Here is a 19,209-nt window from a genome sequence, read left to right as displayed (position 1 = left end):
CCATCATCGGGCGATCGGTGTGCTGTATGGCTGCGCGCCCTTACGATCACGCGTACGAACGCGTCAGGCTTGACGCGCTGCACATCCTGCATGCTTCACAACGGCGGCCCCGGCGTTTATGATCGCGCGGGTTGCGCCCGTGCCTGGCGTGACCCGCCGGCCTCGCCGCCGGCACCGCGAACGGCGCATCGTACGCCGCGCGGGAGACGTTCCCCACTCATCATTCCAGACGGAGACAGTCGATGCTCGTCCTGATTCTCGGTTTAGCGATCTTCCTCGGTGTGCACTCGATCCGGATCGTCGCCGACGGCTGGCGGTCCGCGACGATCGAACGGATCGGCGAGAAGGGCTGGAAGGGCGGTTATGCGATCGCGTCGATCGTCGGCTTCGCGCTGATCATCTGGGGATACGGGATGGCCCGTGCAGGCGCGACGCTGCTGTGGGTGTCGCCGGTCGGCGTGCGCCATCTGACGGGCATGTTGACCGCGGTCGCGTTCGTGCTGATCGCCGCGTCGTACGTGCCGCGCAACCGGATCAAGACGCTCGTCGGACACCCGATGCTCGCCGGCGTGATGGTCTGGGCCGTTGCGCACCTGCTCGTGAACGGCACCGTGCACGCGGTCGTGCTGTTCGGCGCATTCTTCGTGTGGTCGATCGTCGATTTCGTCGTGTCGCGCGCGCGCGATCGCCGCGACGGCGTCCGCTACCCGGCCGGCGGGCTGTCGGGCGACATCGTCGCGGTGCTGGGCGGGCTCGTCGTCTGGGCCGTGTTCGCGCTGTTCCTGCATGGCCCGCTGATCGGCGTGCGGCCGTTCGGCTGAACGCGCACGCCGGGCAGCCGGCCGCCGGTCAACGCACCTTTGCGCCGGGCGCCTGCCCGAACGACGGCTGCCTGCGCCGCAGAAAGTACGCCGCGACGATCGCGAGCGCCGTCGACACCGTGAACCAGAACTGGAAGCGCGAATCCGGGTTGAACGCCTGCGACCCGAGCACGGCGACGAGCGCCAGCAGCGCGACCCAGTTCGACACCGGATAGAACCACGCGCGGAACGCGGTCGGGTCACGTTGCTCGTGTTTCATCTGCCGGCGCATCGCGAAGTGCGCGACGATGATGAAGATCCACACGATCATCACGAACGCGCCGCTGCTCTTCGCGAGCATCAGGAACAGGTCGCCGCCGCTCACGAAGTGAATCCCGAGGATCGACACGCAGATCGCGAGGCACAGCACGAGCGCGTTCATCGGCACGCCTTTCGCGTTGGTGCGGCCGAACATCGCCGGTGCGTGACCACGCTGGCTCAGCGAGAACAGCATGCGCGAGTTCGAGAACAGGAACGAGTTCATCACCGACATGAACGACACGAACAGCACGATCTTCATCGCGACGGCCGCGCCCGTGAAGCCCGCCATGCTGAACAGCGACACGTAGGGCGATTTCAGGTTGGCCTTGTCGGTCCACGGCATGCACAGGATCAGGATCGACACCGAGCCGACGTAGAACACCATCACGCGCACGATCACGCTCTTGATCGCGCGGATCACGTTCTTGCTTGGATTTTCCGATTCGCCCGCGGCCACGGCCGCGATCTCGCTGCCGCCGAGCGAGAAGATCACGACCATCACGCCGGCGAGCACGGGCGAGATGCCGTTCGGCATGAAGCCGCCGTGATCCGTCAGGTTCAGGAGCCCCGGCGCGGGAATGCGCGGCTGGAAGCCGAGCAGGATCGATGCGCCGAGCGCCATGAACACGATGATCGTCGCGACCTTCGCGAACGACAGCCAGTATTCGGCCTCACCGAACGAGCGCACCGAGTACGCGTTGCTCGCGATCAGCGTGACGAGCATGAACAGCGCGCCGCCCCAGATCGGCAGCCACGGCAGGAAATCGTGGAGGATCGCGCCGAGCAGGATCGCCTCGACGGTGATCGTCATCATCGACTTGAACCAGTACAGCCAGCCGACTGCGAAGCCGGCCCATTCACCGAGATAGCTGCTCGCATAGGTGGAGAACGATCCGCTGTCGGGATTGCGCGAGGCCATTTCGCCGAGCATGAACATGACCAGCGTGACGATCACGCCGCCGATCAGGTATGACAGGATCGCCGCGGGGCCGGCCGTTGCGATGATGGCGCCGGAGCCGACGAACAGGCCCGCGCCGATCACGCCGCCAAGCGCGATCATCGTGATGTGCCGTTGCTTGAGGCTTTGCCTCAAAGAATTGTCCTGCATCTCCTACCTCTAGTTATTGTTGGCCGGGAACGCATCGGACGGCGCGGCGGCAACGTTCTGCCGCCGCAGGGGCGCCGATGTCGGGGGAGCGTGTGTGACGCGATGTGCGCGGCCGCCGGCGGTGAATCGGAATGACGGCCACGGTGCGCCGGTCGGTGCCCGCGAGAGGGCGATGACGACGGCAACACCGGATTGTGGGCGGACACCGCCGCGACGGCAAACGAGATATGCGAAAGACGTCTTGCGGTTTGCTCATCAATTGCCGGTTCGTCCATGCCCGCGTCGACATGAACTACATGAAGGCGCGGCGATGGGAGCAGCGGCGGTCTCTGGATATCGTTGCATTCACGCGGTGACGTCGGCAGGTTCGGCGGTGGCCGCGTCGACGACAACGCATCGATGGAGACACGTATGACGCCTACCCAGGTCGTGCCGCTGACGCGGTCACGCGCGCCGGTTCCGCCCCGCCATTGCACGTTCGACGTGCGCGATTGGGAAATCCTGAGCCGCTACTGGCATCCGGTCGCATTCGCGAACGACGTGACCGACCGTCCGCTCGCCGTGACGCTGCTCGACGAGCGCGTCGTGCTGTTCCGTTCCGGCGGCGCGATCGTCGCCGCACGCGACGTATGCCCGCACCGCGGCGCGCCGCTGAGCCGCGGCTGGGTGGTCGACGACCGGCTCGTGTGCCCGTATCACGGCCTCGAATACGCGGCGGACGGCAAGTGCGTGCGCATTCCGTCGCAGCCCGACGGCCCGATTCCGGAGCGTCTGTGCTTGACGACCTACGCCGCGCGGCAGGCGTACGGACTGGTGTGGGTGTCGCTGGGCGGCGGCGAACTGCCGCTGCCGGATTTTCCCGCGTGGGACACGGCGGGCTTCCAGCAGATCCTGCCGCCGTCGATCGATATCCAGGCATCGGCCGGCCGGCAGACCGAAGGCTTCATCGACGTCGCGCATTTCGCGTGGATTCACCACGAGAGCTTTGCCGACCGCCGCAATCCGGTCGTGCCGCAGTACTCGGTGGAACGGCGCGACAACGGCCTGCACGCCGAATACGTCAGCACGGTCAGCAACTTCCCGAAGTCGATGCAGCATCGCGCGCCCGACGGTTTTCTGTGGCGGCGCGTGTTCGAGGTCGACGTGCCGTTCTTCGCGCGCCTCACCGTGCATTTTCCGGAAGGCGGCCGGCTCGCGATCCTGAATGCGGCCAGCCCCGTTTCCGCGCGTCTCACGCGCCTGTTCGTGCCGATCGCGCGCAATTTCGATCACGACCTGCCGCTCGATGACGTCTATGCGTTCAATCGCCAGGTCTTCGAGGAAGATCGCGAGATCGTCGAGCAACAGTGCCCGGAAGATCTGCCGATCGACCGCGCGCACGAAGCGCCGATCCCCGCCGATCGGTCGTCGGGCGCGTATCGGCGCGCGCTCGGCGAACTCGGGCTCGGCCAGGCTTATGCGCGCTGAACCGCCCACGGGAGAGACGATGAAGATCTGGGAATGCGTGATTTGCGGGTTTCGATACGACGAGGCGGAAGGCTTGCCGCAGCACGGAATCGCGCCCGGTACGCGCTGGGAAGACGTGCCGGACGACTGGATGTGTCCGGACTGCGCAACCGGCAAGCACGATTTCGATATGCAGGTGGTGCCGGCATGAATGCAAACGCAACCTCAGGGAACCCGCGCGACCCGGTCGTCATCGTCGGCACGGGCCTCGCCGGCTATACGGTGGCGCGCGAGTGGCGCAAGCTCGACGGCGACACGCCGCTCGTGATGATCAGCCGCGACGACGGGCGTTTCTATTCGAAACCGGCGCTGTCGAACGCGCTTGCGCAACGCAAGACGCCCGACCAGCTGGCGATGGCCGATGCGCGGACGATGGCGGACCAGTTGCGCGCCACGATCCGGACGCAATGCGCCGTGCGGCGGATCGATTCGACGAAGCACGAGATCGTGCTCGACGACGGGGACGTGCAGCGTTATCGCGCGCTCGTTCTCGCAACCGGCGCGGACGCGCGGCGGGTGCGCTGCGAAGGCGAGGGTGCGGACGATGTCCTGTCGATCAACGACCTGGCCGACTACGCGCGTTTTCGCGGCGGGCTGCGCGACTGCCGCTCGGTCGCGATGCTCGGCGCGGGGCTCATCGGCTGCGAATTCGCGAACGACCTGGTGGCGGCAGGGCTGACGGTCACCGTGATCGACCCGGCGGACGCGCCGCTGTCGCGGCTGCTGCCGGCGGAGGCCGGGCGCGTGTTCGGGCAGGCGCTGAGCGACGCGGGCGTGCAGTTGCGACTCGGCACGGTCGTGCAGTCGATTGCGCGTCTTGCACGCGGGTACCGGCTTGCGCTGACGGACGGCGGGCAGGTCGAAGCCGATCTCGTGATCTCGGCGGTCGGACTCGCGCCGAGAATCGCGCTGGCGCGGGACGCGGGGCTCGACGTCGCGGACGGGATCGTGACCGACGCATGGTGTCGTACCAGCGCACCGGACATTTTTGCGCTCGGCGACTGCGCCGCGATCGACGGGCGTGTCCGGCCCTATGTGCTGCCGATCATGCACGCGGCCCGCGCGCTCGCGCAGTGCCTGCACGGCACGCCGACGCGCGTGGCCTTTCCGGTGATGCCGATCGTCGTCAAGACGCCGGCGATTCCGGCGGTGGTCGTCGCGGCGGACGGTGGCGGCCGCTGGACCACGGAGGTCGGGATCGGCGATGCGCCGCACGCGACGCGTGCGCTTTGTGCGGATCCGGATTCCGGGCGCATCACGGGCTTTGCGCTGCTCGACGCGGCCACGGCGGAAAAAGCCGCGCTGCTGAAGACGATGGCCGGCGACGCGGCGAACTAGCCCGCGCGTCGCGCCGGACCTGACAGGGCGCTTCTCCAGATGCGCCTTCGACAGGCAGCCTCTTCGCTGACCGACCCCTGTCGCGGACGCGACCCGCACGATGATGCGCGGATCCGTTCGTTGTTCGCCGCGAGCGTTTGCTCGCGGCTTTTTTGTCTGTCAATGCGGATGGCGGGCGCTTTCGGGCACCAGCTTTTTCGCGACGCCGGACACGAGGCGCCGCAACCAGACTGCGGCGGCGCTGCGATGCGTGCGGTCGTGCCAGAGCTGGTAGTAGGTCAACGCCTGCGGCGCGCACGGAATCGGCTCGATGCGCAGCGGCAGCAGGCTGCAGGAGTGCATCGCGAGCGTGCGCGTCGTCGTGAACAGCAGGTTCGAGCGCATCAGCACGTACGGCGCCATGCCGAAATAGGGCATCGTCGTCGTGACGTTCCTCGACAGGCCGCCGCGCGCGAGTTCGCGGTCGATCGTACCGAGCCCGGTCGCATGATGGGTGGTCACGCCGAGATGATCGGCTTCGCGGTAGACGTCCGCAGTGAGCCGGCCGGGCCGGATCGGGTGATCGTCCCGCAGCACGCACACGAGATCGTCGCGGCACAGCGGCTGCAGATGCAGTTGCTGCGGTGGCGTGCTCCAGTTGCCGACCGCCAGGTCGAGCGTGCCGCTTTCGAGCGCGTGTTCGTATCCGCCGTCCACGGTCATCAGGTGCTGGAACTCGATGCGCGCGCCCGGCGCCTCGTGCTTGAACGCATCGACGATCGCGGGCAGGAAGAACACGTCGAGATAGTCGGGGGAGCCGATGCGGAACGTGCGGCGCGTTGTGGCAGGATCGAACGTGCTCGCGGGATTCAGCACGGCCGCGATGCCGGCGAGCGCCTGGTCGAGCGGCTCGACGAGCGTGAGCGCATGACTGGTCGGCACCATCCGGCTGCCGCTGCGTACCAGCAGCGGATCGCCGGTGATCGCGCGCAGCCGTCGCAATGCGACGCTGATGGTCGGTTGCGATTGCCCGAGCAGGACCGCGGTTCGCGAGACGCTCGATTCGGTGATGAGCGTATGAAGAATCTTCAGAAGATGTGCGTCGATGACGTATCGGGACATGCCGGCTGCCGTGGGGTATCGTTCACCGATGTATACGCAGCGATATTTCGACCGTCAATCGAGCGAATCGCCGAGGCCGTTCGGGAGGCCCTTGTGCGGCGGGCCTCATAACGGATCGGATATCGCGTCTATGTTCGCGAAGCCATGGCGGCGGAGCGGATGCCGGTGCGCCGGCGCCGGCCGTTTCAGCGTCAGATCGGCTTGACGAACAACCCGACGGTCAGCACGACACCGATGCAGACGATCCCGATCCGCAGGACGCGTTCGTTCACGCGATGCAGCGCCCACGTGCCGAGCAGCCCGCCGACGATCGCGCCGCCGCCGAGCGCGAGCGCCGAGCCCCAGTGCAGGTGCGGCGAGGTCACGAACAGCACGACGGCCGATGCGTTCATCACGCCGGCGAGCGCGTTCTTCGTCGACATCGCGTGACGCGGAGACAGGCCGGCCATCGTCAGCACGGCCATCATCAGGAAACCGAGCCCGCCGCCGAAGTAGCCGCCGTAGATCGCGATCATGAACTGCGAGATCGCGGCGGGGACGGTGCCGAGGTGCGCCGCGCCTTCGCGCGGCTTGCGGAAGAAGCTGCCCCACGCGAACACGATCGTCGCGAACAGCACGAGCCACGGCACGAGGCGCGAAAAGATCGACGACGGCGTCTTCAGCAACAGCAGGCCGCCCAGCGCACCGCCGATCACGCTGATCACGAACAGCGCGCGAAACGACAGCTTGCCCGCGCCGCGCACCATTTTCCGGCTCGCCCAGCCCGTCGTGACCTGCGCGGGAAACAGCGCGACCGTCGACGTGATGTTCGCCGCGAGCGGCGACATGCCCGACACGATCAGCGCGGGCAGCGTGACGAACGAGCCGCCGCCGGCGAGGGTGTTCTGCAGGCCGGCCCAGAGGCCGGCAAGGATGACGAGAGCGAGCATCGGTGCGCAACGGGAAAGGTGGCGGGCTCGCTTGCCGTAAACGGGCAAACGCGGCGGACGCACGATGGTAATGCAGGATCGCGGTTGCGGGAAACGGTTGCCGGGGCGATGCAGCGGCTACCGTGCGTCGGATCGGCGCGCAACACGAACGTGCGGAGCGGTGTCGGGGTTCATGCATAGACGCACGCAGGCGCGCGCGGGCAGGGCGGATGCGTCGCGCCGGCCGTATTGTCGCGCAATGGCGATCGAGTCGAAAAGGGGGCTGGACGGGCAATCAAACGGATTTTCCCGGATCGCAGGGACGCACGCGCAAATTGCCCGATCGGGATTTGTTTTGTGAAACGGGCGAGTGATAAATCGGAATGCCGGTGTCAATGTCAATAGAGGAGTTTAAAAGTTCTGTCATTCGGTCGCGATGCGCAGAATGTGCGGTACCGCACCCGGAATCGGCGCGGGCGGGCCGCGCCTGGCGTGCCTGGCGCAGGCTTTGCTTGGCCGGCCTGCGCGAGGGATTCGTGGGTCGGCGCAATTGAATCGGTTAGTTTTATTGTTCATTCGTGCGCATCATTTCATTTAAATCGAATGTGCATCGCATCGGGTTGCGATTTATTGCAGCGCGGTGCACAATCGTTCACAAGTGCAATAAATCCGCAGCGGATTTTCTCAGCGGCACAAATCCTCCCCGCCATTCACCGCACGCCTCTTCGGCGGACGCACGGTCGTGCGTCAAGCTCGGCGGCGCGACTGCCGATTTCCGGTCTAGCGCGATCACGGAGCACATACGCCCGAGGCACGATGCCGTTGGCCCATCGGCCGGCCAGTTCCGACAGCACAGCATGGGCGCAACATGGCGACTTCCATTGACCTCAATCTTCTTGTCGTTCTGGACGCATTGCTGTCCGAGAACAGTGTGGTGGGCGCGGCCAACGCGCTCGGCCTCAGTCCGTCCGCACTCAGCCGCTCGCTCGCGCGGCTGCGGGTGATGACGGGCGATCCGTTGCTGGTGCGGGCAGGGCGCGATCTGGTCCCGACCCCGCGTGCGCTCGAGTTGCGCGACCGGGTGCATGCGCTCGTCGTGGAAGCGCACTCGGTCATGTGTCCGTGCGAGCGGGTCGACATGAGCACGCTCAAGCGCACGTTCTCGATCCGCGCGAACGAGGCGTTCGTCGAAACGTTTGCGCCGGCGCTGCTCGAGCATGCGTCGCGCACGGCGCCCGACGTGCGGCTGCGCTTCGCACCCAAACCCAACAAGCATGTCGATGCGCTGCGCAACGGCGACATCGATCTCGAAGTCGGCGTGATCGGGCAGGCCGGACCGGAGTTGCGCGTGCAGGCGCTGTTTCGCGACCGTTTCATCGGCGTGGTCCGCATGGATCATCCGCTCGCGACCGGCGAAGTCACGCCGGAGCGCTTCGCGTCGTTTCCGCAGGTGAGCGTGTCGCGCCGCGGGCAATTCCACGGCCCGATCGACGCACTGCTCGAATCGCTCGGTGTCGCGCGCTCGGTGACCACCGTCGTGTCGAGCTTCCCGACCGCGCTGTCGCTCGCGCGCAGCTCGGATTTCGTTGCCAACGTGCCGGAGCGGCAAACCGAGCGGTCCCGCGCCGGCATGCACAGCTTTACGTTGCCGCTGGCGATCGCGGACCTGACGGTCTCGCAGATCTGGCACCCGCGTTTCGATCGCGACCCCGCGCATCGATGGCTGCGCGATTGCGTGCGCAATATCTGCGCGCCACGTGTTGCCGACACGATCGCCCGCTAGCGGCGCGCCGCTTCGATGTGACGCGTCGTGCAATGCTGGTGGCGTGCGTCAACGTCATTGATATATTGCGTGTCGTGCATCTTCCGAACCGTAAATCGATTAGGTATGCTCGATTCCGTTCGAACAACACCGGAGATAATAGGTAGGGCAGCCTTTGCTTTTGAATTCGCCGAACATTCGTGGAGCCTTTAAATAATAAATATCCAATCCGAGGGGTATGTGAATTGAGGTGAACATTGGAAATCGTGAATCTGAAATATTGGCGTCTTATTTTGGATGGGGAAACGAATGGTTCAGTTTGCGGCGAATATAGCGACTCCCGAGGATGTCACCCTCAGCATGCGTGAATGCGAAGTGTTGCGCTGGGCGGCGGAGGGGAAGACCGCGTATGAGATCGGCATCATTCTCGGCTTGACCGAGCGGACGATCAATTTCCATATTTCGAGATCGATCGTGAAGCTCAATGCGTCGAACAAGACCAACGCGGTCGTGAAAGCCGTGTTGATGGGTCTGATCGTGTTTGCATGAACGGCACCGGGGCGCCCGTCCGCGGCCTCCCCGGTTGCGCCATCAGATCGCGCCCTGAAACGACAGCACGCGCGTCCTGAACTCTTCCGGCACCGGCACGGTGGTCTTGCTGCCGTAGTCGAACATCACGTGGGTGGACACGGCCCGCGCGACCACGGCCTGATCGTCGGCCGAATCCTCGTCGGCCGTCTGCCCGTCGCGCACCATCAGGTATTCCAGTTCGAAGCTCTTCGAGCCGAAGCGCGTGACGCTGCTGCGCACCGTGATCGTATCGCCGTACTGAGCGGGCTTCAGATACTCACACGAGGTCTTGACCATGATGTGCGGCAGCTTTTCCGAATACGGCAGATCGAGCAGATCGTGCATGTAGGTCAGGTAGGCGTGCTGCAGATAATCGTAATAGACCGGGCTGCTCACATGGCCCATCGCGTCCGTCTCCCGATACTTCACGTCGATTCGGGTCTCGAAATATTTTCTTGTCATTACAGGCTCCTTGGCAGAACAGCAGGTGTGAACGTGTTTGTTCAGGAGTTAAGTTAGACGCGATCCGCATATCGGAATACTGTCGGAAATCACAGATATTCACTATGCGAAATGCCTCTGAGATAAATGACAGTATCACCATGGATTTGACCGCGCTCTAATTGCCTCCGTAAATCGGCATCCGATCAGCGAGAGTGGAGTGTTAAATGGAAAAATCCGTTGAGGCAGCGTTGACGCAAGGCGTGGCGGTGATCAGTGCGCAGCGGTTGCGCGCCGAATTGCCATGCGATCCCGGCCTGGCGCGCTCGATCGCCGATGCGCGGCGTGCATTGGCGCAGATCATCGCGGGCGAGGACGACCGGCTTGCGTTGATCGTCGGGCCGTGTTCGATCCACGACGCGGAGGCTGCGCTGGCGTTCGCGCGCCGGCTCGCGCCGCTGCGCGAGCGGTACGCCGATGCGCTCGAGATCGTGATGCGCGTCTATTTCGAAAAGCCGCGCACCACGGTCGGTTGGAAAGGACTGTTGAACGATCCGTATCTCGACGGCAGTTTCCGGATCGAGGACGGCCTGCGCGTCGCGCGCCAGGTGCTGCTCGGCATCAATGCGCTGGGCCTGCCGGCCGCGACGGAGTTTCTCGATCCGATGACCGCGCCGTATCTCGACGATCTCGTGTCCTGGGGCGCGATCGGCGCCCGGACGACCGAATCGCAGATCCATCGCCAGGCGGCATCGGGGCTCGACCTGCCGGTCGGCTTCAAGAACGGCACCGACGGCAACGTGAAGGTCGCGATCGACGCGATCCGTGCGTCGCGTGCGTCGCACAGCTATCTGAGGCCGTCCGTGGCCGGCGGCGTGGAAATCGCGACCACGCCCGGCAATCCCGACACGCACGTCGTCCTGCGCGGCGGCAAGACGCCGAACTACGACGCCGCGAGCGTCGCGGCGGCCTGCGCCGCGCTGCGCGACGCGCATCTCCCCCCGTATGTCGTGATCGACGCGAGCCATGGCAACAGCGGCAAGCAGACGCGCGCGCAGATCGACGTCTGCGGCAACCTCGCCGAGCAGTTGCATCGCGGTGAGCGCGCCATCGTGGGCGTGATGATCGAGTCGTTCCTCGTCGAGGGGCGGCAGGACGTGGTGCCGGGCACGCCGCCGGTGTTCGGGCAAAGCATTACCGACGCATGTCTCGGCTGGGAGCACACGGCCGAACTCGTCGAGCAGTTGGCTGCCGCGGTGGTTGCGCGGCGGCGTTCGCCAGCCGGCTTCATCGCGCACGGCGCCGCCGTCGCGATGCAGGCCGTTTCTTACTGAAAGGAGCTCTCTTGAACTCACCCATCGACATCGCCCGCGCGCTTGACTGGAAAGGCGACGGCGCCAGCCGCACGCCGTACGAGGCGTACACGAGTGAAGCGCTGTATCAGCGCGAACTCGAGCGCCTGTTTTACGCGAATCACTGGTGCTACATCGGCCTCGAAGCCGAAGTGCCGTCTCCCGGCGATTTCCAGCGCACGGAAGTCGGCGAGCGATCCGTCGTGATGACGCGCACGGAGGACGGCGAGATCGTCGTTTTCGAAAACGCGTGCGCGCACCGTGGCATGCAGTTTTGCCGCGAGCGCGCCGGTAACGCGAAGGATTTCCACTGCCCGTATCACCAGTGGAACTACGACCTGAAGGGCAACCTGATCGGCGTGCCGTTCCGGCGCGGCGTGCGTCAGGGCGGCAAGATCAACGGCGGCATGCCGGCGGATTTCGAGCCCGGCAAGCATGCATTGCGGCGCCTGCGCGTGTCGACGCGCGGCGGCGCCGTGTTCGCGTCGTTCGACGAGAACGTCGAATCGTTCGAGGATTACCTCGGCCCGAACATCCTGCCTTACTACGACCGCCTGTTCCACGGCCCGAAGCTGACCGTGCTCGGCTACACGCGCCAGCGCGTGCCGAGCAACTGGAAGCTGATGGTCGAGAACATCAAGGATCCGTATCACGCGGGGCTGCTGCACACCTGGTTCGTCAACTTCGGCCTGTGGCGGGCGGACAATCCCGCCAAGCTCGTGACCGATGCGCATCACCGGCACGGCGCGATGGTGTCGATCCGCAGCGGCGGCGGCGGCGGCGAGGTGACGCACAACGTGACGAGCTTCAAGGAGCGCATGACGCTGAACGACGACCGCTTCCTCGATGTCGTGCACGAACCGTGGTGGGGCGATCCGACCGTCGTGATGCTCACGCTGATGCCGAGCGTCATCATCCAGCAGCAGGTCAATGCGCTGTCGACGCGCCGCATCCGGCCGGTCAGTCCGGGCGTGTTCGACTACGTGTGGACCCATTTCGGCTTCGAGACCGACACCGAGGAGATGACGCGGCGCCGCCTGCGCCAGGCCAATCTGTTCGGGCCGGCCGGCTTCGTGTCGGCGGACGACGGCGAGGTCATCGAGTGCGTGCAGCAGAGCTTCGAGCAAATCCAGCGCGGCAACGTCTACAACGAACTCGGCGGCCGGCAGGTCGACGATCAAACCGATCATATGGTTAGCGAAACACTGGTGCGCGGCATGTACCAGTACTGGCGCCAAGTGATGGAGGCCTGAATGAGCACGATCACGACACGAACCGACCGGCCGGCCGCCGGGCTGCACGCGGGCTTCGAGGATTTCTACGCGCTCGTCCAGCTCAATGCGCGCTATGCGGCCGTGCTCGACGGCGGCGACTGGGACGCGTGGCCGGAATTCTTCGTCGAGCAATGCCGGTACACGGTGGTGCCGCGCGAGAACCACGAGCGCAACCTGCCGCTCGCGGTGATGGATTTCGAGAGCAAGGGCATGCTGAAGGACCGCGTCTACGGCATCAAGGAGACGCTGTTCTTCGATCCGTACTACCAGCGCCACGTGATCGGACTGCCGCTCGTCACGTATCTCGACGACACGGTGATCGAGGCCGAGACGAACTACGCGGTGCTGCGCACGAAGACGGAGCAGATGAGCGACGTCTACAACACCGGGCGCTACCTCGACCGGATCGTGCGGACGCCGCAGGGACTGCGGTTCGAATCGCGCATCTGCGTCTACGACAGCGAGATGATTCCGAACTCGCTGATTTTCCCGATCTGAACGAGGGGCAGACAGTGACTACGAACTGGATCGACGCGGTCGCGCCGGAAGCGGTGCGCACCGACGGAATACTCGGCGTCTGGGTGGGCGGGCGCGACATCGCGCTCTATGCGGTCGGCGACGAGATCTTCGCGACCGAGAATCAGTGCACGCATGGCGAAGCGCGGCTGAGCGACGGTTTCCTGCTCGACGACGAGATCGAATGCCCGCTGCATCAGGGGCGCTTCAGCGTGCGGACCGGCATCGCGCTGTGCGCGCCGCTGACGACGTGCGTGCGCACCTATCCGGTGAAGATCGAGAACGGCCGCGTGTTCGTGCAACTCGCGCAGGCCGATGCGGCGGCGCCGGCGGAGGTGCGGTCATGAGCGCTTACGTGGTGTTCGATATCGACGTGCACGACGCCGACGCATACCAGGCGTACCGCCGGCTGGGTGCACCGACGGTGGCCGCGTACGGCGGGCGCTTCCTGGTGCGCGGCGTCGAAGTCGAGACGCTGGAAGGGGACTGGACGCCGAAGCGCGTCGTCGTGCTCGAATTCGAGTCGGCGGAGCGCGCCCGCGAGTGGTATCAGTCCGACGGCTATCAGGCGGCGAAGCGGCTGCGCGAGCCGGCCGCGCGGACGATCGGCATTCTCGCCGACGGCTACGTGCCGGTTGCCAGCGATCCGCGTTAAGCGGTACAGGTGAAGGGGCTCCGCGCCGGGTTGACCGGCGCGGAGCTTTTTTCATTTCGGGATGCAGAACAGTCAGGCCGGCGGCATCGATTCGTCGGCAATGGCGGAGGGCGATACGCGCCGGCGGATGCCCGCGCTGCCTGCCGGCGGGCCGGCTACCCGGCCGGTCGATCCTGCCGGGCGAGACGGGTGCCCGATAGTTCCGCGCGCACGATCTCGCCCATGCCGTTGCCCGGCGCATGCAGTGGCTGCACCTGCGCGGGCGTGTCATGCCATCCGGGAAGCGAGTCGAAGGGCCGTCGCGACCGGACGGCGTTGCGGTTGCGGCGCCCGTCGGGCGACGCTGCCGGCGCTGGCCGCGTCTCGCAAGCCGTGCGCGCAGCGGCTGCGAGCCGCGCACCGCGGCTCATGCGTCACGCATGGCGGTAGCGGATCGACCAGACCGTCAGCAGCGTCGCGCCGAACAGCAGCAGGCAGCCGAACGAGAAGTCGTTCAGCGCGAGCATGTGCGCTTCGACGTCGATCGCATGCGCAACCGACGCGAGCGCGCCGGACTGCGACAGACCCGCGTGATCGAGCCGCGCGAACCAGTCGCCGGCCGCGAAATCGTACGGCGTGATGTGGTCGACGAGATAGGTGTTGTGCACGCGGGAGCGGCGCTCGAAGTAGGTCGGCGCGACCGACGTCGCGACGCTGGTGCCGATCCGGCGCAACGCGTTCTGCAGCCCGGATGCCGCCGGTAGCCGTTCGCGCGGCAGCCCGGCGAGCGACAGCGACACGAGCGGCGTGATGAAGAACGCGGTGGCGGCGCCCATCAGCAGCGAATTGGCGGCGATGTCGCCGAGGGTCACGTCGCTGTTGAAGTGTAGGCGCCAGAACGATGCGGCGCCCCAGCCGACGAGCGCGACGGTCGCGAGCAGGCGCGGGTCGGTGCGGCCCTGGAAGCGGCCGAGCAGCGGCGCGATCACGATCCCCGCGACGCCGAGCGGCGCGGTCGCGATGCCGGCCCAGGTGGCCGTGTATCCCTGCTGGGTTTGCAGCCACAGCGGCACGAGCACCAGCGCGCCGAAGTAGAGCCCGAAGCCGACCGTGATCGCGAGCGTGCTCGTCGTGAAGTTGCGGTCCGCGAACAGCCGCAGGTCGACGATCGGATGGCTGTCGGTCAGCTCCCAGAGGATCAGCGCGATGAACGACGCGGCGCCCACGACTGCCAGCACGCGAATTTCGTTGGACGCGAACCAGTCGAGATTCTGGCCGCGATCGAGCAGCAGCTGGAACGAACCGAACGCGGCGGTGAGCAGCAGCAGCCCGACGAAGTCGACCGGCAGGCGCCGCGTCGCGTTGTCGCGTCCCGCCAGCAGCCGCCCGAGCACGCCCAGCACGAGCACGCCCGGCGGCACGTTCACATAGAAGATGTACGGCCAGCTCAGGTTGTCGGTGATCCAGCCGCCGGCGATCGGTCCGAGCACCGGCGCGACGAACGTCGTGGTTTGCCACACGGCGAGCGCGACGTGGCGGCGCGTCGACGGGAACACCGCGAGCAGCAGCGCCTGGGACAGCGCGGTGATCGGGCCCGACGCGGCGCCCTGAAGCGCGCGAAACAGCAGCAGCGACTCGAAGTTCGGCGCCATCCCGCACAGGATCGACGTGAGCACGAAGAGCAGCACCGACAGGCGAAACAGCCGCACCTGGCCGAAGCGCTGCGTGAGCCAGCCGGTCAGCGGCAAAGTGATCGCGAGCGGCGTCGCGAACGAGGTCAGCATCCAGGTGCCCATGTCCGGCGCGACGCCGAGATCACCCGCGATGGTCGGGACGGCGACGTTCGCGATCGTCAGGTCGAGCGTCTGCATGAAGTTCGCGACGCTGACCGCGATCGCGACGAGCGCCAGCGGCATGCCGGCGAGGGGCTCCAGCGGCAGTTTCGGCGCCGCGTTCCGGGCGAAAAAGCGCATCGTCAGGCTCCCGGGGCGAGCGGGCGGGCGCCGCTGTTCGCGCGGATCGTCTCGGCGACGAGCGCGTCGCCCGCTTCGTCGTCGTCACGATAGATCGACGTGGCGTCGATCGACCGGCGCACCTCGGGGGGGCGGGCCGGCGTCGACGCCGATGCGGTGCCGCGGCCCTGACCGACCGGCACCGATGCCGTCATCGACAGGCCGATGCGCAGCGGATGCGCGCGCAGCTCGTCGGGATCGAGCGCGATCCGGACCGGCACGCGCTGGACGACCTTGATCCAGTTGCCGGTTGCGTTCTGCGCGGGCACGGCTGCGAACGCGGCCCCGGTGCCGGCTTCGAGCCCGACGACGCGCCCGTGGAACACCACGTTGCTGCCGTACAGGTCCGAGAACAGCTCGACCGGCTGCCCGGCTTGCACGCCGCGCAGTTGCGATTCCTTGAAGTTGGCTTCGACCCACACGTGATCGAGCGGCACGAGCGCCAGCGACGGCGTGCCGGGCGCGACGTGCTGGCCGACCTGCACGCTCCGGCGCGTGACGAGCCCGCCGAGCGGCGCGCGTACTTCGGTGCGACGCAACGCGAGCGCCGCGCTGCGGACCCTGGACGCCGCCGCGCGCACGAGCGGGTTCGTGTCGATCGACGTGCCGTCGGTGTGCGCGAGCGTCGCGTCGTAGGCGGCCTGCTGCGCGTTCAGCGCGGCCGCCGCGCCGTCCATCGCATCCCGCGCATGGCGAAGATCCTCGCGCGACACGCCGCCGTCCTGCGCGAGGCTCAGCCGGCGCTGCAGATCGTCGTTCGCCTTGGACAATTCGGAGCGCCGCAGCCGGATCTGCGCTTCCTCGCGGGTCGCGTCGGCATGCGCGGTGCGGTATTCGCGCACCGCGTGGGCGAGCTGGGCGACCGCTTCGTCCAGCGCGAGCCGGGCATCGGTCTTGTCGACGCTGAAGAGCAGGTCGCCCGGACGAACCCAGTCGGCGTTCTGCACGCGCACGGCGTCGACGGTGCCGCCGATCTGCGGCGAGATCTGCACGACGTCGCCGGACACGTACGCATCGTCGGTCGTTTCGGTGCCGCGCGTGGTGGCCCACGCGGCGGCGGCGATGCCGGCAACGCCGGCGAGTCCGATGAAGAACCAGCGGAAGTAGCGACGGCGCGCGCGTTGCAGCGAGGGCTCGGCGGCGGGAGATTCGGGACGGTTCATTGCGTGACTCCAGTGGAAGAGGTGCCGCCGAGCGCGGCGATCAGGCGGGCGTGCTCGATCGCGAACGACGCGTCCGCACGGGCGACCGACGCGCGATCCTCGAGCAGCCGGCCTTCCGCGAGCAGGACGTCGAGGTAGCCGGAAATGCCTTTGCGGTAGCGCTGCGTCTCGACGGCGTAGGTCTGTTGCGCGCGCGACAGCGCCTCGCGCTGAAGCGCGCGCTGCCGGCCGAGCGTGTCGATCTGGACGAGCGTGTCGCTGACCTGTGCGAGCGCGTTGACGACGGTGTCGTCGTACGCCGCGACGGCGGCGTTGTAGGCAGCGGTTTGCGCCCGCAGGCCGGCGCGCAGGCGGCCGCCCTCGAAAATCGGCAGCGTGATCGCGGGGCCTGCGCCGAACGTGCCGCTGTTGCCGTGGAACAGCGCGCGGAAGCCGAAGCTCTGCACGCCGGCGAAGGCCAGCAGGTTGACGTCCGGATAGAACGCGGCGCGCGCCGCGTCGATGTTCGCTGCTTCGGCTTCGACCTGGTAGCGCGCGGCCAGCACGTCCGGACGGCGGCCGATCAGCGCCGCGGGCAGGACGGCCGGCATCGGCAGTGCGGCCGCGGGCGTCGCGGCGGGCGTCAGCGCATCGGCGTAACCGGGGCCGCGGCCGACGAGCGCGGCGAGCCGATGGCGCAGCCGGGCCGAGGCGGCCGCATGCGTGTTGATGTCGGCCTGCGCATGCGGAATCGGTTCGCTCGCCCTGAGCACGGCGACCTGCATGTCGAGACCGGCGTCGGCGCGTTGCGACGTGAGGCGCAGCAGATAGCTGTGCTGCTGCAGCGTATCGCGCGCGATCGCGAGCAGTTGCTGTTCGAGCGCGAGCTGCAGGTAGGTTTCGACGATCGCCGCCTGCAGCGACACGGTGGCCGCGTGTTCGAGCGCGCGCTGCTGGTCCGCGCGCAGCGCGGCGGCGCGCGCCAGCGCGTGCTGCCGGCCGGCGATGTCGAGATTCCACGACGCGCCGAGGAGCGCCTGCGCGTCGACTTGCCAGTGTCCGGCCGCGGGCGGCGGCGTCCGGTAGCTGCCGGGCAGGCGTGTCGGCACCGCGCTCACGGTCGCGCCGAGTTGCGGCAGCAGCGCGGCGCTTTCGACGTCGGCGTCGGCCAGCGCTTGCGCGACGCGTTCACGCTGCGCTTGCAGCGTCGGCGCGCCGGCCAGCGCGTCGTCGACGAGGCGATCCAGCTGCGCATCGCCGAACGCGCTCCACCAGCGTTCGGCGATCGCCGGCGAGCCGGCGCCGGCGGAACGGATCGCGGTGCCCGCATCGAGTTGCTCGACGGGGGTGATGCGGGCCGCCGGGCGTTGCGGACCGAACGGCGCGCAGCCGGCGATCGCGAGCGCGGCGAGCGCGGGAACCAGGCGGCGCGAGCCGCGCGCTCGGTCGATAAGGAAGGGCATGATCGGTTTCCTGTCGTGCGATGGCGAACGATTCATATCTAAAAATATATCTTTAGATATTATTCGACGATCGGCAACTGGCAGAAATGGCAGTTCGCCGCAGCAGCCGGCGTCGTTGCAACAGTTGAAAAGGGGGGCGGATCGAGGGGGCGGATTACGCGACGGCAAGCGCGTCGAGCGCTGCCGCGAGCGTTTGTGCGACGGACTGGCCCGACGTATCGATGCGGCAGTGCGCGCATGCGCGGTACAGCGATTCGCGCGCGTCGTGCAGCGTGGCGAGCGCCGCGCGCGGATCGGCGACGTTCAGCAGCGGGCGGGAGGCGTCGTCGCGCGTGCGGTGCCACAGGGTGTCGAGATCGCTCGCGAGATGGATCACGAAACAGCGCTGGCCAAGCCGGGCGCGCGTGTCGTCGCGCAGCACGGCGCCGCCGCCGGTCGCGAGCACGAGCGCGGGCCCGCGCGTCAGCATGTCGATGACGTCGGCTTCACGGGCGCGGAAGTCGCCCGCATGGAATTGCGCCGCGACGGGCGCGCCGAAGCGGCGTTCGAGTTCGCGGTCGGCGTCGACGAACGGCAACGCGAGCGCGCGGGCCAGTGCGCTGCCGAGGGTCGTCTTGCCGGCGCCGGGCATGCCGACGAGCGCGATGCGCGTCGGGCCTGCCTGCGGGCGCGCGCTCACAGGCGGCTCCGCAGCGACGGGGCGCGGCGGGTCACCGCGGCGATCCGCTGGATCCGGACGAAATTCGCGAGCGGGTCCAGCGCATCGGTGATGAAGGTGTGAGGCGCGCCGGGGGGCATGTCCAGCGCGATGCCGGCGACCACGAGCGTGCCGTCGTACAGCGCGTCGGCCAGCGCGCCGATGCGGGCGCCAAGCGCCGGCGTCGCCGCGCCGAGATCCGCGACGACGCGGCGCGAGCGCGGCCAGTCGACCGGCTCGGCCGGGCGTGCCGGCCAGCGTGCC

General features: G+C 67.4%; 19 protein-coding genes and 1 pseudogene. 11 read left to right on the top strand and 9 right to left on the bottom strand.

From position 1 onward, the window contains the following. Window positions 1-242: 242 nt before the first annotated feature. Window positions 243-821 (top strand): NnrU family protein, encoded by a 579-nt coding sequence (locus BLA15945_RS11845; RefSeq protein WP_059239595.1) that lies wholly within the window; start codon window positions 243-245, stop codon window positions 819-821. A 28-nt stretch (window positions 822-849) separates the two neighbouring features. Here BLA15945_RS11845 and BLA15945_RS11840 read toward each other — a convergent pair whose 3' ends face one another. After that, on the bottom strand, window positions 850-2,229 hold the full coding sequence (locus tag BLA15945_RS11840) for an amino acid permease (RefSeq protein ID WP_059239597.1): 1,380 nt from the start codon (window positions 2,227-2,229) through the stop codon (window positions 850-852). A gap of 411 nt (window positions 2,230-2,640) precedes the next feature. Between BLA15945_RS11840 and BLA15945_RS11835 the strand changes: the two genes are divergently transcribed. Genes BLA15945_RS11835 through BLA15945_RS11825 form a run of 3 tightly spaced genes read left to right on the top strand, consistent with a single transcriptional unit; the run spans window position 2,641 to window position 5,073 of the window. After that, entirely contained in the window at window positions 2,641-3,696 is a 1,056-nt protein-coding gene (locus BLA15945_RS11835) for an aromatic ring-hydroxylating oxygenase subunit alpha (RefSeq protein WP_174992430.1), read from the top strand. Window positions 3,697-3,715: 19 nt separating this feature from the next. After that, window positions 3,716-3,886, top strand: coding sequence for a rubredoxin (locus BLA15945_RS11830; RefSeq protein WP_059239601.1), 171 nt, complete (start codon window positions 3,716-3,718; stop codon window positions 3,884-3,886). After that, window positions 3,883-5,073, top strand: coding sequence for an FAD-dependent oxidoreductase (locus tag BLA15945_RS11825; protein WP_174992429.1), 1,191 nt, complete (start codon window positions 3,883-3,885; stop codon window positions 5,071-5,073). The genes BLA15945_RS11830 and BLA15945_RS11825 overlap by 4 nt, the downstream gene beginning before the upstream one ends. 159 nt (window positions 5,074-5,232) lie before the next feature. On the opposite strand, the gene BLA15945_RS11820 is transcribed toward BLA15945_RS11825, so the two are convergent. Further along, the gene (locus tag BLA15945_RS11820; protein WP_059239606.1) at window positions 5,233-6,174 is read right to left on the bottom strand and encodes a LysR substrate-binding domain-containing protein; all 942 of its coding nucleotides are present in this window, start codon (window positions 6,172-6,174) and stop codon (window positions 5,233-5,235) included. 191 nt (window positions 6,175-6,365) lie between these two features. Beyond that, window positions 6,366-7,103, bottom strand: a complete 738-nt coding sequence (locus tag BLA15945_RS11815; RefSeq protein ID WP_059239608.1) for a sulfite exporter TauE/SafE family protein — start codon at window positions 7,101-7,103, stop codon at window positions 6,366-6,368. 847 nt (window positions 7,104-7,950) lie between these two features. Here BLA15945_RS11815 and BLA15945_RS11810 point away from each other — a divergent pair. Together BLA15945_RS11810 and BLA15945_RS11805 are read left to right on the top strand one after the other, a co-directional pair. Beyond that, entirely contained in the window at window positions 7,951-8,865 is a 915-nt protein-coding gene (locus BLA15945_RS11810) for a LysR family transcriptional regulator (protein WP_059239610.1), read from the top strand. Window positions 8,866-9,183: 318 nt separating this feature from the next. Beyond that, window positions 9,184-9,393, top strand: a pseudogene (locus tag BLA15945_RS11805) (LuxR C-terminal-related transcriptional regulator); the annotation flags it as partial. Window positions 9,394-9,435: 42 nt separating this feature from the next. Here the strand turns inward: BLA15945_RS11805 and BLA15945_RS11800 are convergent. Next, window positions 9,436-9,876, bottom strand: coding sequence for an acyl-CoA thioesterase (locus BLA15945_RS11800; RefSeq protein ID WP_059239613.1), 441 nt, complete (start codon window positions 9,874-9,876; stop codon window positions 9,436-9,438). Between the two features lie 206 nt (window positions 9,877-10,082). Between BLA15945_RS11800 and BLA15945_RS11795 the strand changes: the two genes are divergently transcribed. Genes BLA15945_RS11795 through BLA15945_RS11775 form a run of 5 tightly spaced genes read left to right on the top strand, consistent with a single transcriptional unit; the run spans window position 10,083 to window position 13,652 of the window. After that, entirely contained in the window at window positions 10,083-11,189 is a 1,107-nt protein-coding gene (locus tag BLA15945_RS11795) for a 3-deoxy-7-phosphoheptulonate synthase (protein WP_174992428.1), read from the top strand. Window positions 11,190-11,200: 11 nt separating this feature from the next. Then, window positions 11,201-12,460 (top strand): aromatic ring-hydroxylating oxygenase subunit alpha, encoded by a 1,260-nt coding sequence (locus BLA15945_RS11790; protein WP_059239615.1) that lies wholly within the window; start codon window positions 11,201-11,203, stop codon window positions 12,458-12,460. Further along, window positions 12,461-12,979, top strand: coding sequence for an aromatic-ring-hydroxylating dioxygenase subunit beta (locus BLA15945_RS11785; RefSeq protein WP_059239617.1), 519 nt, complete (start codon window positions 12,461-12,463; stop codon window positions 12,977-12,979). It abuts the gene before it with no gap. A gap of 14 nt (window positions 12,980-12,993) precedes the next feature. Then, window positions 12,994-13,344, top strand: a complete 351-nt coding sequence (locus tag BLA15945_RS11780; RefSeq protein ID WP_059239619.1) for a non-heme iron oxygenase ferredoxin subunit — start codon at window positions 12,994-12,996, stop codon at window positions 13,342-13,344. Continuing rightward, entirely contained in the window at window positions 13,341-13,652 is a 312-nt protein-coding gene (locus BLA15945_RS11775) for a DUF1330 domain-containing protein (protein ID WP_059239621.1), read from the top strand. Before BLA15945_RS11780 ends, BLA15945_RS11775 begins: the two co-directional genes overlap by 4 nt. A gap of 413 nt (window positions 13,653-14,065) precedes the next feature. Here BLA15945_RS11775 and BLA15945_RS11770 read toward each other — a convergent pair whose 3' ends face one another. The 5 genes from BLA15945_RS11770 to BLA15945_RS11750 form a co-directional block, all read right to left on the bottom strand. Next, a complete protein-coding gene (locus tag BLA15945_RS11770; RefSeq protein WP_174992427.1) occupies window positions 14,066-15,604 on the bottom strand; it encodes a DHA2 family efflux MFS transporter permease subunit in 1,539 nt (512 codons plus the stop codon). Between the two features lie 2 nt (window positions 15,605-15,606). After that, the gene (locus BLA15945_RS11765; RefSeq protein WP_174992426.1) at window positions 15,607-16,806 is read right to left on the bottom strand and encodes an HlyD family secretion protein; all 1,200 of its coding nucleotides are present in this window, start codon (window positions 16,804-16,806) and stop codon (window positions 15,607-15,609) included. Beyond that, complete coding sequence (locus tag BLA15945_RS11760) at window positions 16,803-18,248, bottom strand: efflux transporter outer membrane subunit (RefSeq protein WP_174992425.1); 1,446 nt, start codon at window positions 18,246-18,248, stop codon at window positions 16,803-16,805. The genes BLA15945_RS11765 and BLA15945_RS11760 overlap by 4 nt, the downstream gene beginning before the upstream one ends. 154 nt (window positions 18,249-18,402) lie before the next feature. Then, complete coding sequence (locus BLA15945_RS11755) at window positions 18,403-18,927, bottom strand: shikimate kinase (protein ID WP_174992424.1); 525 nt, start codon at window positions 18,925-18,927, stop codon at window positions 18,403-18,405. Then, on the bottom strand, window positions 18,924-19,209 hold a 286-nt coding region (locus BLA15945_RS11750; protein WP_174992423.1), incomplete at its 5' end, for a hypothetical protein. The genes BLA15945_RS11755 and BLA15945_RS11750, both read right to left, overlap by 4 nt.

The sequence above is a fragment of the Burkholderia arboris genome (genome assembly GCF_902499125.1).
GTDB classification, from domain to species: Bacteria; Pseudomonadota; Gammaproteobacteria; order Burkholderiales; family Burkholderiaceae; genus Burkholderia; species Burkholderia arboris.
Note: the sequence above shows the minus strand (reverse complement) of the source record. Positions and strands in the feature narration are given on the sequence as shown.

What these genes read in the sequence shown, in the direction of transcription:
- BLA15945_RS11845 (WP_059239595.1), top strand. Translation starts at nt 243, where the DNA reads ATGCTCGTCCTGATTCTCGGTTTAGCGATCTTCCTCGGTGTGCACTCG.
- BLA15945_RS11840 (WP_059239597.1), bottom strand. Translation starts at nt 2,229, where the DNA reads ATGCAGGACAATTCTTTGAGGCAAAGCCTCAAGCAACGGCACATCACG.
- BLA15945_RS11835 (WP_174992430.1), top strand. Translation starts at nt 2,641, where the DNA reads ATGACGCCTACCCAGGTCGTGCCGCTGACGCGGTCACGCGCGCCGGTT.
- BLA15945_RS11830 (WP_059239601.1), top strand. Translation starts at nt 3,716, where the DNA reads ATGAAGATCTGGGAATGCGTGATTTGCGGGTTTCGATACGACGAGGCG.
- BLA15945_RS11825 (WP_174992429.1), top strand. Translation starts at nt 3,883, where the DNA reads ATGAATGCAAACGCAACCTCAGGGAACCCGCGCGACCCGGTCGTCATC.
- BLA15945_RS11820 (WP_059239606.1), bottom strand. Translation starts at nt 6,174, where the DNA reads ATGTCCCGATACGTCATCGACGCACATCTTCTGAAGATTCTTCATACG.
- BLA15945_RS11815 (WP_059239608.1), bottom strand. Translation starts at nt 7,103, where the DNA reads ATGCTCGCTCTCGTCATCCTTGCCGGCCTCTGGGCCGGCCTGCAGAAC.
- BLA15945_RS11810 (WP_059239610.1), top strand. Translation starts at nt 7,951, where the DNA reads ATGGCGACTTCCATTGACCTCAATCTTCTTGTCGTTCTGGACGCATTG.
- BLA15945_RS11800 (WP_059239613.1), bottom strand. Translation starts at nt 9,876, where the DNA reads ATGACAAGAAAATATTTCGAGACCCGAATCGACGTGAAGTATCGGGAG.
- BLA15945_RS11795 (WP_174992428.1), top strand. Translation starts at nt 10,083, where the DNA reads ATGGAAAAATCCGTTGAGGCAGCGTTGACGCAAGGCGTGGCGGTGATC.
- BLA15945_RS11785 (WP_059239617.1), top strand. Translation starts at nt 12,461, where the DNA reads ATGAGCACGATCACGACACGAACCGACCGGCCGGCCGCCGGGCTGCAC.
- BLA15945_RS11775 (WP_059239621.1), top strand. Translation starts at nt 13,341, where the DNA reads ATGAGCGCTTACGTGGTGTTCGATATCGACGTGCACGACGCCGACGCA.
- BLA15945_RS11770 (WP_174992427.1), bottom strand. Translation starts at nt 15,604, where the DNA reads ATGCGCTTTTTCGCCCGGAACGCGGCGCCGAAACTGCCGCTGGAGCCC.
- BLA15945_RS11765 (WP_174992426.1), bottom strand. Translation starts at nt 16,806, where the DNA reads ATGAACCGTCCCGAATCTCCCGCCGCCGAGCCCTCGCTGCAACGCGCG.
- BLA15945_RS11760 (WP_174992425.1), bottom strand. Translation starts at nt 18,248, where the DNA reads ATGCCCTTCCTTATCGACCGAGCGCGCGGCTCGCGCCGCCTGGTTCCC.